Genomic DNA, 12,002 nt, shown 5'->3' on the forward strand with positions numbered 1-12,002 from the left:
ATGTTAATCAAATTACTAACTAAAGTTTTCGGTAGTCGTAACGATCGTACCCTGCGCCGCATGCGCAAAGCCGTCGGTGTTATCAATGGCCTTGAGCCAGCGATGGAAAAACTCTCTGATGAAGAGTTGAAAGCCAAAACCGCTGAATTCCGTGCCCGCCTTGCAAAAGGTGAAACCGTTGAAAGCCTGATCCCGGAAGCGTTCGCCGTTGTGCGTGAAGCGAGTAAGCGCGTGTTTGGCATGCGTCATTTCGACGTGCAGCTGCTGGGCGGGATGGTGCTGAACGACCGCTGCATCGCCGAGATGCGTACCGGTGAAGGTAAAACCCTGACCGCGACACTGCCTGCCTACGTCAACGCCCTGTCGGGTAAAGGCGTGCACGTAGTGACCGTCAACGACTATCTGGCGCAGCGTGACGCCGAAAACAACCGTCCACTGTTCGAATTCCTCGGTATGACCGTCGGGATCAACATGTCTGGTTTGCCAGCGCCTGCGAAACGCGAAGCCTATAACGCCGACATCACCTACGGTACCAACAACGAATACGGCTTTGACTACCTGCGTGACAACATGGCCTTCAGCCCGGAAGAGCGCGTCCAGCGTAAGCTGCACTATGCGCTGGTGGATGAGGTGGACTCCATTCTGATCGACGAAGCGCGTACGCCGCTGATCATCTCTGGCCCGGCTGAAGACAGCTCCGAGATGTATCGTAAAGTCGATAAAATCATTCCGCACCTGATCCGTCAGGAGAAAGAGGACTCCGACACCTTCCAGGGTGAAGGTCACTTCTCCGTTGACGAAAAAGCCCGTCAGGTGAACCTGACCGAGCGCGGTCTGGTGCAGATCGAAGAGTTGCTGGTTGCCCAGGGCATTATGGAAGAGGGCGAGTCACTCTACTCCCCAGGCAATATCATGCTGATGCACCACGTGACCGCGGCGCTGCGTGCGCACGTGCTCTTTACCCGTGACGTTGACTACATCGTTAAAGATGGCGAAGTCATTATCGTCGATGAACACACCGGTCGTACCATGCAGGGTCGCCGCTGGTCCGACGGTCTGCATCAGGCGGTTGAAGCCAAAGAAGGTGTCGATATCCAGAACGAAAACCAGACCCTGGCATCCATTACCTTCCAGAACTACTTCCGTCTGTACGAGAAGCTGGCAGGGATGACCGGTACGGCGGATACCGAAGCCTTCGAATTCAGCTCCATCTATAAGCTGGATACCGTAGTCGTTCCAACCAACCGTCCAATGATCCGTAAGGATATGCCGGACCTGGTCTACATGACCGAAGCGGAAAAAATTCAGGCCATCATTGAAGATATCCGCGATCGTACCGCTGCAGGCCAGCCGGTGCTGGTGGGGACTATCTCCATTGAAAAATCGGAAGTGGTCTCCAATGAGCTGACCAAAGCCGGTATCAAACACAACGTGCTGAACGCCAAGTTCCACGCTAAAGAGGCCGATATCGTTGCCCAGGCGGGCTATCCGGCAGCTGTGACCATCGCCACCAACATGGCGGGTCGTGGTACCGACATTATGCTGGGCGGTAGCTGGCAGGCTGAAGTAGCTGCGCTGGAAAACCCAACCCCGGAACAGATTGCGCAGATCAAAGCCGACTGGCAGGTTCGTCACGATGCGGTTCTGGCTGCGGGCGGTCTGCACATCATCGGTACGGAACGTCACGAATCTCGTCGTATTGACAACCAGCTGCGTGGCCGTGCGGGTCGTCAGGGTGATGCTGGTTCATCCCGCTTCTACCTGTCGATGGAAGATGCGTTGATGCGTATTTTCGCCTCTGACCGTGTGTCGGGCATGATGCGTAAACTGGGTATGAAGCCGGGCGAAGCGATTGAACACCCGTGGGTGACCAAAGCCATCGCCAACGCCCAGCGTAAAGTGGAAAGCCGTAACTTCGATATTCGTAAGCAGCTGCTTGAGTACGATGATGTGGCGAACGACCAGCGTCGCGCTATCTACACCCAGCGTAACGAACTGCTGGACGTTTCCGACGTGAGCGAAACCATCAACAGCATTCGCGAAGATGTCTTCAAAGCGACTATCGATAACCATATTCCACCGCAATCTCTGGAAGAGATGTGGGATGTTGAAGGTCTGCAGGCGCGTCTGAAAAACGACTTCGACCTGGATCTGCCGATTCAGGAGTGGCTGGATAAAGAGCCGGAGCTGCATGAAGAGACCCTGCGCGAGCGTATTTTCGCTAACGCCCTGGAAGTCTATAAGCGTAAAGAAGAAGTGGTTGGCGCCGAGATGATGCGTCATTTCGAAAAAGGCGTGATGCTGCAAACCCTGGACTCCCTGTGGAAAGAGCATCTGGCAGCGATGGACTATCTGCGTCAGGGTATTCACCTGCGTGGCTATGCGCAAAAAGATCCGAAGCAGGAGTACAAGCGCGAATCCTTTGCGATGTTTGCCTCTATGCTTGAATCACTGAAGTACGAAGTGATCAGCACCCTGAGCAAGGTCCAGGTGCGCATGCCGGAAGAAGTGGAAGAGATGGAACAGCAGCGTCGTGAAGAAGCGGAGCGTCTGGCTCAGATGCAGCAGCTCAGCCATCAGGACGACGAAGAAGCCGCCGCTGCCGCGATTGCCGCGCAGTCCGGTGAGCGTAAGGTCGGTCGTAACGATCCGTGCCCGTGCGGTTCCGGTAAAAAATACAAACAGTGCCATGGCCGTCTGAGCTAAGCCTGTATCACACTTAAAAGGCGCAGATATCTGCGCCTTTTTTATGGATGTAAGACAATGAAAATACTGCAAATCGCTGTCGGGATCATTCGTAATTCCGATAACCAAATCTTTATTACCCAGCGTGCGGCCGATGCGCACATGGCGAATAAATGGGAGTTTCCTGGCGGTAAGATTGAGTCCGGCGAGACCCCGGAACAGGCGCTTATCCGCGAGCTTCAGGAAGAGGTGGGCATCACGCCGCGCGGTGCGACCCTGTTCGACAAACTGGAATATACCTTTCCCGATCGCCATATCACGCTGTGGTTCTGGCTGGTGGAAAACTGGGAGGGGGAACCCTGGGGCAAAGAGGGACAGCCTGGAAACTGGGTGACGCTGAACGCGCTGGATGCCGATAAATTCCCACCGGCAAATGCGCCTGTCATCGCGCGTTTAGTGGCGGACTGACTGGCCTGCGAGCGGGGTGCCGGCAGGCCATGGTGATGTTACTGCTGCTCTTCGCTCCAGTCATCGCTGTCAGACATATCGCCTGAGCTGGGAATGCGTTTCTCTTCCGCAGCCCACTCGCCCAGATCGATTAGCTGACAGCGCTTGCTGCAAAAAGGGCGGAACGGGCTCTGTTCGCCCCAGACAACGGGCTTGCCACAGGTGGGGCAGTTCACGGTGGTGACATCAGACATCTTAACTCCTTAGCAGCACGCCAGTTCAAAGTCGAGGCGTTCCGGCACCAGACCATGTTCACTGTCGAGCGGCATGAAACGGATCGCAAAGCGGCTCTTATGGCCTGAAATTTGCGGGTAAAGCTGATCGGCAAGGGAGAGCTGCAGGCGCAGGAGATCCGCATCTTCCCCGTTATCCTGATAAAAACCATTCAGGCTGGTTTGCTTGCGGAATGGCGCGGAGTTGCGGATCAAATCCAGGATCAGCGACAGCGCCTGGTTTAACGGCTCAAGGCTGTTCAGCCAGCTTTGCACCTGGATGTCGCGCTGCTCCTGGGGCATATGCAGCCAGATGTGCAAGGTCGGTAAATCGAAACTGCAGCAGCCACCGGGAATGCTCAGGCGCTGACGCACCAGGGCGACCAGGCGGTCTTCACGCAAAAACTGGCCGATACGCGGCGCCGCCATTAATATGCCGCTGCTGTTTTTCAGCTGCTGGCGCAGGCTGTCGATACGGCTGTTATCCACCCCCGGCACTTCCGCCCAGGCCTGCAGTTTACGCTGCTGACGTTCCAGCTCTTTCAGCAATTCTGTGCGAACTTCGCCACGCTCTAACACGTCCAGCAGGTCGCTCACGTTGCGGAAAAAGTGCAGCGCCGAGGTGTGGTCATGAATCGGAAGCAGACCAGAAAGCTGCTGGATCAAAAATTCGATACGCAGCCAGGTGCGCATTTTTTCGTTGAGGGGATGCTCGAAAAGAACATGGGTGTGCATTAGGCTTTTTCCTGTAAAACGGCCTGCGCCAGATATTGCTGATGCAGGCGAGCCACATCCGATGCAATGGCATCCGGTGAGCCGTTATTATCAATCACATCATCCGCGACGGCCAGACGCGCTTCACGCGTGGCCTGCGCGGCAAGAATTTGTTCCGCATGTTCACGCCCGACGTTATCACGGGCGATGGTGCGCTGAATTTGTGTTGCCGGAGAGACGTCAACAACCAGTACCCGATCCGCTTTATCATGGAGATTATTTTCCACAAGAAGCGGGACAACCCAGAGCACATAAGGGGAAGTGGCGCGTGCTATCTGTTTCTGCGTCTCCTGCTGGATAAGCGGGTGAAGCAGGGCGTTAAGCCAGGCTTTCTCTTCAGGATGCGTGAAAATGCGTTCGCGCAGCATTCGACGATTAAGGGTGCCATCAGGCTCAATAATGTCGCTGCCGAAATGGTCTGCAATAGCGCGTAGTGCGGGTGTACCTGGCTCTACCACCTGGCGGGCAAGAATGTCGGCATCAATTATCGTGATACCCAGACGAGAGAAGGCTTCAGCCACAGTGCTTTTGCCACTGCCAATGCCTCCCGTTAATGCAACGATGTACCCCATTAAATAAAATCCTGGGAAATATTCATTATTGATATCAATTGCTTAAGATTTAATCTTTTGTCAGCAAAGATTAAGCTCTGCTTACGTACTTTTTACCAGGTAAATTTATAGGATTGTAGCGTAAAAAAAGTGATTTTCGCAGTCTTGCGCAACAGGTATTAGTGCGTATGATAGCGTCACTGGAGTTGTGTGTTACGTTTTTCGACATTTACCCCAGTACCCCAGGAATCCGCAAATGCGTATCGAAGAAGATTTGAAGTTAGGTTTCAAAGACGTTCTTATCCGCCCTAAACGTTCTACTCTGAAAAGTCGCTCCGACGTTGAACTTGAACGTCAATTCACCTTTAAGCATTCCGGTCAGACCTGGTCTGGCGTACCCGTTATCGCCGCTAACATGGATACCGTTGGAACGTTTGCGATGGCAAAAGCGCTGGCTTCCTTCGACATTCTGACCGCTGTACACAAGCACTACAGCGTGGAAGAGTGGAATGCGTTTGCAGGCTCCGTATCTGAAAACGTGCTGAAGCACGTGATGGTCTCTACCGGCACCTCTGATGCCGATTTCGAAAAAACGAAACAGATCCTGATTGCTAACCCAAACCTCAACTTCGTCTGTATTGATGTTGCGAATGGCTATTCTGAGCACTTCGTTCAGTTCGTCAGCAAGGCGCGTCAGGCCTGGCCGACCAAAACCATTATCGCGGGTAACGTGGTTACCGGTGAAATGTGTGAAGAGCTGATCCTCTCCGGGGCAGATATCGTGAAAGTGGGCATTGGCCCGGGTTCTGTCTGCACAACCCGTGTGAAAACCGGCGTTGGCTATCCGCAGCTGTCAGCAGTCATCGAGTGTGCTGACGCAGCCCACGGTCTGGGTGGCCAAATCATCAGTGACGGTGGATGCACCATGCCGGGCGACGTGGCAAAAGCATTCGGCGGCGGCGCAGACTTCGTGATGCTGGGCGGTATGCTGGCGGGCCACGACGAGAGCGGCGGTAGCGTTGTTGAAGAAAACGGTGAAAAGTTCATGCTGTTCTACGGCATGAGCTCAGAATCGGCCATGAACCGCCACGTAGGTGGTGTTGCGCAGTATCGTGCCGCGGAAGGTAAAACCGTTAAGCTGCCTCTGCGCGGCCCGGTTGAGAATACCGCGCGTGATATCCTGGGTGGCCTGCGTTCAGCATGTACCTACGTGGGGGCATCCCGCCTGAAAGAGCTGACCAAGCGCACGACCTTTATCCGCGTTCAGGAGCAGGAAAACCGCGTTTTCAACAGCCTGTAATGCTTCTCGCTGGCGCGTTTTCGCGCCAGCGTTATCCCGCACTCATCGCATCTCCCAGATGGAAAATCGGCAGATACATCGCGACCACCAGCGTGCCGATAATCAACCCCGTCACAATCAACAGTACTGGCTCCAGCAGTGAGGCTAAATTGTCCGCCTGCTGAAAGGTCTGCTCATTATGATGCTGCGCCAGATTGCTCAGCATGGTGTCCAGCGCGCCCGATGCTTCGCCTGTGCGTACCAGCTGAATGCAGAGTGGCGTAAAAATTTCTGCCTCATTCAGGGCTGACCAGATGGGCATCCCTTGCATGATGCGATGCCGTATCGTCTGTAATTTCTCCTGCCAGAAGGGGCACTCCAGCGTCTCCTCCGTACTTTCCAGCCCTTGTATAAAGGCGATGCCCGCCTGCTGCGTGAGCGAGAGAACGGTAAATATCTGGCTGAGCTTTTGCCCCCGTACCAGCGGGCCAATCACCGGGCTGTTCAGCAGCAGACGCTGGGTAGCGTATCGCCACCGTCGTTTGCGGCGAAGAAACAGCAGACCGGATGTTATCGCTATAAGAATGAACAGTAGCGCCACCCCCCGTTCCTGAAGCACGTTTGCCAGCCCCATCACTGCCCGGGTCAGGGCAGGTAATGGGGTGTTAAAGGTTTTATAGATAGCGGCAAACTCCGGCAGCACCAGCGTGACCATCGCCAGCACTACGGCGAAAGCCAGGCCGAGAATGATCACCGGATAACGCAGCGCTTTTTTTACCTTTGCGCTGAGTTGCTGCTGGGTTTTTTGCTGCTGCGCGAGCTGGCGACAACATTCATCCAGCTTGCCGGTCAGCTCCCCGGTTTTGATCATCGAAACATAAAGCGGCGGAAAAACATGCGGCCATTTTTTCAGGGCGTCAGAGAAGGCGCACCCGGCACTGAGGTCGTCGGCGACGCTTTGCAACAACGCCTGCCATTGCCTGGCCGGGTGCTGCTGCGCCAGAAGCGCCAGCCCTGCCGACAGGGTTAACCCCGCCTGCAGCAGTGTCGCCAGCTGGTGGATAATGTCGTAGCGATGCTGCGCCTGCCACCGTGTCTGTTGCGCGCATCGCCTGAGTTCCAGGGGAACGAGCGCTTTGCCATGTAGGATAGCCCATGCCGTTTGTTTGTCGGGTGCCCAAAGCGCGCCCGCCTGCCGCTCCCCCTGCGGGCTGAGTGCCCGCCAGCGCCAGAGCTGATTACCTGCCATCCGGCGCACCCAGCATCTGCACCAGCTCTTCGAGGGTGGTGTGCCCCTGTTCTACCGCCATGCAGCCATGCTCAAACAGCGTGGTCATACCCGTCTGGCGGGCCAGCTTTTCGATCTCTTCCACCGGCGCTCCGTTGGCAATGGCGGTGCGCAGCTCGCGGGTGATCACCATCACCTCGAAGATTGCCACCCGGCCATAAAAACCGTGGTAGCAGCGGTCGCAACCCACCGGCTGCCAGTGTGGCAACGGGCGAGGCCACAACGCCTGGGGCAGAGGGGTATCCCGGCGGGCCTCCTGACGACAGTGCGGGCACAGCCGACGTACCAGCCGCTGGGCGATCACCAGAGACAATGCCGAAGAGATCATCCAGCGCGCCACCCCCATTTGCTGCAGGCGAACCAGCGTTTCGGCGGTAGAGTTGGTATGCAGCGTCGACAGCACCAGATGGCCGGTCTGGGCGGCATTGATGGCGATCTCGGCCGTTTCGCCATCGCGTATTTCGCCCACCATGATGATGTCTGGATCCTGGCGTAAAAATGCGCGCAATACGCTCTGGAAGGTTAACCCCGCCCGGGGGTTTATGGGGGTCTGGTTTAGCCCCTCGAGCGGGATTTCAACAGGATCTTCTACGCTGCAGATGTTCACAGCGGGCGTGTTCCGGGCCTGTAAGGCGCTGTAAAGGGTAACGGTTTTACCACTGCCGGTGGGGCCGGTCACCAGAATCAGCCCCTGGGATTTATGCAGCGCTTCGGCGAATAATCGCTGCTGGATGGTGCTCATGCCCAGCTGATCCAGCAGGAGCGCCTGCTGCTCCTGCTGCAAAAGCCGCAGCACAATTTTTTCCCCGTTGCGACAGGGGAGGGTGGCAATACGAAACGAGACGGGGGCGCCGGATAGCTCAACCGTAAATTGTCCATCCTGGGGTAAGCGCCGCTCGGCGATATCCAGATTGCCCAGCACCTTCAGCCTGGCGATAAGCGTAGTGCCCAGCTCGGACGAAAGAGGCTGTTGCGGATACAACACGCCGTCGATGCGTAACCGGATCTGCCAGCTCTCGTCGGCGGGCTCGATGTGAATATCCGATGCCCGCTGGCTCATCGCCTGCATCAGGGTGCGGTTGAGGATTTCAATGGCGGAGCGGGTGGAGATGGCGGCCACAGGCAGATGCGAGTCTGACGCGGTTTGCCGGTGCTTTTCCATTCTCTCGCTGGTCCAGCATTCGATATCTATCCTTTTCTGCGTCGCGAAACGTAACGCCTCCAGCAGCTCAGCAGGCGGGTTACCGACCACTGCAATCGTGACTCTGTCCGGGGCGCTGGTCAGCAACAAAGCGTTGTGACGCTGACACAGCGCGGTGAGCTGGTCAGAATTCATTGCACGTTCTCCTCGCCAGCCGTAAAGCGGAACACCTCTTCACAGGCCTGTTTCAGCGCGCTGTCGTTGGCAATGGTGCAAACGCGCGTCCAGCCGGTGATGCCGTTGCCATTATTCCATTGCGGCGTCATCACGACCTCCAGACCGTTCAGGCTCTCCTGACCCGTCAGGGTAACGGTACCCTTGGCAATGCTCATGGCTGAGACATAGCGGGAGGTGGCAGGGGAGGGAACGCCGTTGACGCCCGCGTCGCAGCTTTCTGTCCCGCCATGATCGAGCGCGCAAAGTTCAACGGCGGTACGGTAGGGCAGGAAGGTTTGCAGCATATCGGTGAGAGCGGCTTTTCGCAGGTAGTTCTGATAGGCCGGAATGCCGATAGCGCTGAGTATGGCGACGATGCCGATGACGACCATTAGCTCGATGAGGGTAAATCCTTTTTGTCTTTCCATGAGTCTCTCCTTGTGTGAACTGGCACTACTGTGTCAGTACGGCAAAACAGGAGCGAGTGGCAAAAATCATTTCGGGAAGCAGGATTCAGCGAGGAGTGTTGACGTTACAGCGTGGTGCAGCGGGTTTGCGAGAGGGGTCGTAAATCGGGCGAGCCCGGCCCTGGCAGACCGGGCTGAAGTCAGCTAGCGAAAGCGCATCGACAGATCGAGGGCGCGAATGTGTTTAGTCAGCGCGCCAACGGAGATGAAGTCGACGCCGGTTTCGGCAAATTCACGTAAGGTTTCACGCGTCACGTTGCCGGAGACCTCGAGACGGGCCTGACCGTTAGTACGCTTTACGGCTTCACGCATCTGCTCAGTTTCGAAGTTATCCAGCATGATGATGTCGGCACCCGCTTTCAGCGCGTCTTCCAACTCCTGCAGGCTTTCTACTTCAACTTCGACCGGCACATCCGGATGCAGCCAGAAGGCTTTTTCCACCGCCTGGCGAACGGAGCCGGAGGCGATAATGTGGTTCTCTTTGATCAGGAAGGCATCGGACAACCCCAGGCGATGGTTGGCGCCGCCGCCGCACAGCACGGCATATTTCAGCGCGGTACGCAGGCCGGGCAGGGTTTTGCGCGTATCCAGCAGTTGGGTGTTTGTGCCTTCCAGCAGGTTGACGTAGCTGCGCACTTCGCTTGCCACGCCCGAGAGCGTCTGGACAAAGTTCAGCGCGGTGCGTTCACCGGTGAGCAGAACGCGCGACGGCCCTTCAAGTTCAAAGAGCGGCTGGTTAGCCACAATGCTGTCGCCATCTTCGACATGCCACGTCACCTGAACGCCGTCCCCGGCCAGTTGCGTAAAGACCTCTTCCACCCAACGTTTACCACAGAAAACACCATCTTCACGGGTGATGACAACCGCATGGGAACGGGCATCTTCCGCCAGCAGCTGGGCGGTAATGTCGTTGTCTGCGTTAACGTCTCCACCCAGATCTTCGCGCAGCGCATTGGCGACGCTTGCTGGAATATCCATATTTATACGTTCCAGCAGTACGTTACGTCTGTGGTCGGGGTTGTAGCGGCGTGGCGGCATGTTAAAACTCCAAATTGGTAACGAATCATAAGATTGAAACATGCTACTCTGAACCGGGAATCAGCACCATATATAAGGAGATCCTACATGCACTCAGAACATGGCTGGCTGGTGGAGGCTCGGCGTGTTCCTTCGCCACACCACGATTGCCGCCCGGAGGATGAAATTCCGTCGCTGCTGGTTGTGCATAACATCAGCCTGCCGCCCGGCGAGTTCGGCGGCCCGTGGATTGACGCGTTATTCACCGGGACAATCGATCCCGATGCTCACCCCTTTTTCGCAGAAATTGCCCACCTGCGCGTTTCTGCCCATTGTCTGATTCGTCGTGACGGCGAGATCGTCCAGTATGTTCCTTTCGATAAACGCGCCTGGCATGCGGGCGTTTCTCAGTATCAGGGGCGTGAACGCTGCAACGATTTTTCCATCGGTATTGAGCTCGAAGGGACAGATACGCTGCCCTACACCGATGTCCAATATAAGCAACTGGCTGCGGTAACGCGCACGCTGATTTCACTCTACCCAGATATCGCCCACAACGTGACCGGACACAGCGATATTGCGCCGCAGCGCAAGACCGATCCCGGCCCGGCGTTTGACTGGGAACGATTCAAAACCCTGCTTACCGCCCTGTCAGAAAAGGAGATGACATGACGTTATTTACCATGCTGCTGGTGTTGATTGCCGAGCGTTTGTTTAAGCTGGGCGAGCACTGGCATCTGGACCATCGGATGGAAGTGCTGTTTCGTCGCATCCGCCACTTTTCCATGCTTCGCACACTGCTGATGACGGCGGGCGTGATGGTGGTGGTATTCCTGCTGCTGCGGTCGCTGTATGGTCTCTTCTTCAACGTGCCGCTGCTGGTGGTGTGGATCCTGCTCGGTGTGCTCTGTATTGGCGCGGGCAAGGTGCGTTTGCACTACCATGCCTATCTGAAGGCGGCCACTAACGGAGACGCCCATGCCCGTGGGGCGATGGCCAGCGAGCTGACCTTAATCCACGGCGTACCGCCGGAGTGCGATGAGCGCGAGTTTTTACGCGAACTGCAGAATGCGCTGCTGTGGATTAACTTCCGCTTCTATCTGGCGCCATTGTTCTGGTTTGTGGTGGGCGGCGCGTGGGGTCCGGTTCTGCTGATGGGCTATGCGTTTTTACGCGCCTGGCAGAGCTGGCTGGCACGTTATCTGACCCCGCACGAGCGGTTGCAGTCCGGCATCGATGCGATCCTGCACGTTGTGGACTGGCTACCGGTGCGGCTGTTCGGCGTGGTGTATGCCCTGATCGGCCACGGCGAGAAAGCCCTGCCGGCATGGTTCGCCTCGCTGGGCGATCGCCACACCTCGCAATATCTGGTGTTAACACGTCTGGCCCAGTTCTCCCTGGCGCGCGAGCCGCACACGGATAAGATCGCAACGCCGAAAGCGGCCGTTTCGATGGCTAAGAAAACCTCTTTTGTGGTGGTGGTGATTGTGGCGCTGCTGACCATTTACGGCACGCTGGTATGAGTTGATATGCTGTAATAGAATAATTCAAATTGTATCGAAAGGGATTGTGACAATGTACATTACTCGGCTCAAGTTAAAGAATTGGAGAAATTTTCGAGATTTTGATGCGCCCTTCCGGTAATGCTGCCAACTTACTGATTTAGTGTATGATGGTGATTTTAAGGTGCTTGCGTGGCTTCCATTTCCATCAGATGTCCTTCCTGCTCCGCTACTGAAGGCGTGGTGCGTACAAGGCTGGGACGGAAGTCACTGTCGTTCTCAAAATCGGTGGAGCTGCATGACAAGGTCATCGGGCATTATCTGAACATAAAACACTATCAGTAAGTTGGAGTCATTACCCGC

At 56.1% G+C, this 12,002-nt stretch carries 12 protein-coding genes and 1 pseudogene; 6 read left to right on the plus strand and 7 right to left on the minus strand.

Annotation, left to right across the window (positions count from 1 at the left end; genetic code table 11):
- Nucleotides 1–2,706 carry a preprotein translocase subunit SecA gene (gene secA, locus FHC51_RS09010; RefSeq protein WP_103823254.1) on the plus strand — a complete coding sequence of 902 codons (2,706 nt, stop codon included), beginning with the start codon at nucleotides 1–3 and terminating at the stop codon, nucleotides 2,704–2,706.
- A 57-nt stretch (nucleotides 2,707–2,763) separates the two neighbouring features.
- Nucleotides 2,764–3,153: an 8-oxo-dGTP diphosphatase MutT gene (mutT, locus tag FHC51_RS09015; protein WP_103178278.1), complete on the plus strand. Its 390-nt coding sequence runs from the start codon at nucleotides 2,764–2,766 to the stop codon at nucleotides 3,151–3,153.
- 38 nt (nucleotides 3,154–3,191) lie between these two features.
- On the opposite strand, the gene yacG is transcribed toward mutT, so the two are convergent.
- Genes yacG through coaE form a run of 3 tightly spaced genes read right to left on the minus strand, consistent with a single transcriptional unit; the run spans nucleotide 3,192 to nucleotide 4,750 of the window.
- Nucleotides 3,192–3,386 (minus strand): DNA gyrase inhibitor YacG, encoded by a 195-nt coding sequence (yacG, locus tag FHC51_RS09020; protein WP_103823255.1) that lies wholly within the window; start codon nucleotides 3,384–3,386, stop codon nucleotides 3,192–3,194.
- Nucleotides 3,387–3,395: 9 nt separating this feature from the next.
- Nucleotides 3,396–4,139, minus strand: coding sequence for a cell division protein ZapD (gene zapD, locus FHC51_RS09025; RefSeq protein WP_156237819.1), 744 nt, complete (start codon nucleotides 4,137–4,139; stop codon nucleotides 3,396–3,398).
- Complete coding sequence (coaE, locus tag FHC51_RS09030; RefSeq protein WP_114387945.1) at nucleotides 4,139–4,750, minus strand: dephospho-CoA kinase; 612 nt, start codon at nucleotides 4,748–4,750, stop codon at nucleotides 4,139–4,141. Before coaE ends, zapD begins: the two co-directional genes overlap by 1 nt.
- Nucleotides 4,751–4,985: 235 nt before the next feature.
- Here coaE and FHC51_RS09035 point away from each other — a divergent pair, with 235 nt between their 5' ends.
- Nucleotides 4,986–6,029: a GMP reductase gene (locus FHC51_RS09035; RefSeq protein ID WP_220435365.1), complete on the plus strand. Its 1,044-nt coding sequence runs from the start codon at nucleotides 4,986–4,988 to the stop codon at nucleotides 6,027–6,029.
- Between the two features lie 31 nt (nucleotides 6,030–6,060).
- Here the strand turns inward: FHC51_RS09035 and hofC are convergent, their stop codons facing one another.
- The 4 genes from hofC to nadC all read right to left on the minus strand — a co-directional run bounded on the left by hofC (nucleotide 6,061) and on the right by nadC (nucleotide 10,158).
- Nucleotides 6,061–7,257: a protein transport protein HofC gene (gene hofC / locus FHC51_RS09040; protein WP_220435366.1), complete on the minus strand. Its 1,197-nt coding sequence runs from the start codon at nucleotides 7,255–7,257 to the stop codon at nucleotides 6,061–6,063.
- Complete coding sequence (gspE, locus tag FHC51_RS09045; protein WP_156237821.1) at nucleotides 7,247–8,632, minus strand: type II secretion system protein GspE; 1,386 nt, start codon at nucleotides 8,630–8,632, stop codon at nucleotides 7,247–7,249. The genes hofC and gspE overlap by 11 nt, the downstream gene beginning before the upstream one ends.
- On the minus strand, nucleotides 8,629–9,081 hold the full coding sequence (gene ppdD, locus FHC51_RS09050) for a prepilin peptidase-dependent pilin (RefSeq protein WP_114315886.1): 453 nt from the start codon (nucleotides 9,079–9,081) through the stop codon (nucleotides 8,629–8,631). Before ppdD ends, gspE begins: the two co-directional genes overlap by 4 nt.
- A 183-nt stretch (nucleotides 9,082–9,264) precedes the next feature.
- Nucleotides 9,265–10,158, minus strand: a complete 894-nt coding sequence (gene nadC, locus FHC51_RS09055; protein ID WP_114315885.1) for a carboxylating nicotinate-nucleotide diphosphorylase — start codon at nucleotides 10,156–10,158, stop codon at nucleotides 9,265–9,267.
- Nucleotides 10,159–10,245: 87 nt separating this feature from the next.
- Between nadC and ampD the strand changes: the two genes are divergently transcribed.
- The 3 genes and pseudogenes from ampD to FHC51_RS22900 form a co-directional block, all read left to right on the plus strand.
- On the plus strand, nucleotides 10,246–10,809 hold the full coding sequence (gene ampD, locus FHC51_RS09060; protein ID WP_220435367.1) for a 1,6-anhydro-N-acetylmuramyl-L-alanine amidase AmpD: 564 nt from the start codon (nucleotides 10,246–10,248) through the stop codon (nucleotides 10,807–10,809).
- On the plus strand, nucleotides 10,806–11,660 hold the full coding sequence (gene ampE, locus FHC51_RS09065; RefSeq protein ID WP_220435368.1) for a beta-lactamase regulator AmpE: 855 nt from the start codon (nucleotides 10,806–10,808) through the stop codon (nucleotides 11,658–11,660). Before ampD ends, ampE begins: the two co-directional genes overlap by 4 nt.
- A gap of 231 nt (nucleotides 11,661–11,891) precedes the next feature.
- Nucleotides 11,892–11,984: pseudogene (locus FHC51_RS22900) on the plus strand (IS1 family transposase); the annotation flags it as partial.
- Nucleotides 11,985–12,002 lie beyond the last annotated feature (18 nt).

Origin of the sequence: Leclercia sp. EC_58, assembly GCF_019584355.1 — a bacterium.
Taxonomy (GTDB): Bacteria; Pseudomonadota; Gammaproteobacteria; order Enterobacterales; family Enterobacteriaceae; genus Enterobacter.

Coding starts and splice junctions, on each gene's coding strand:
- ampE (WP_220435368.1), top strand. CDS start 10,806: ATGACGTTATTTACCATGCTGCTGGTGTTGATTGCCGAGCGTTTGTTT.
- nadC (WP_114315885.1), bottom strand. CDS start 10,158: ATGCCGCCACGCCGCTACAACCCCGACCACAGACGTAACGTACTGCTG.
- gspE (WP_156237821.1), bottom strand. CDS start 8,632: ATGAATTCTGACCAGCTCACCGCGCTGTGTCAGCGTCACAACGCTTTG.
- secA (WP_103823254.1), top strand. CDS start 1: ATGTTAATCAAATTACTAACTAAAGTTTTCGGTAGTCGTAACGATCGT.
- ampD (WP_220435367.1), top strand. CDS start 10,246: ATGCACTCAGAACATGGCTGGCTGGTGGAGGCTCGGCGTGTTCCTTCG.
- yacG (WP_103823255.1), bottom strand. CDS start 3,386: ATGTCTGATGTCACCACCGTGAACTGCCCCACCTGTGGCAAGCCCGTT.
- FHC51_RS09035 (WP_220435365.1), top strand. CDS start 4,986: ATGCGTATCGAAGAAGATTTGAAGTTAGGTTTCAAAGACGTTCTTATC.
- coaE (WP_114387945.1), bottom strand. CDS start 4,750: ATGGGGTACATCGTTGCATTAACGGGAGGCATTGGCAGTGGCAAAAGC.
- ppdD (WP_114315886.1), bottom strand. CDS start 9,081: ATGGAAAGACAAAAAGGATTTACCCTCATCGAGCTAATGGTCGTCATC.
- mutT (WP_103178278.1), top strand. CDS start 2,764: ATGAAAATACTGCAAATCGCTGTCGGGATCATTCGTAATTCCGATAAC.
- zapD (WP_156237819.1), bottom strand. CDS start 4,139: ATGCACACCCATGTTCTTTTCGAGCATCCCCTCAACGAAAAAATGCGC.
- hofC (WP_220435366.1), bottom strand. CDS start 7,257: ATGGCAGGTAATCAGCTCTGGCGCTGGCGGGCACTCAGCCCGCAGGGG.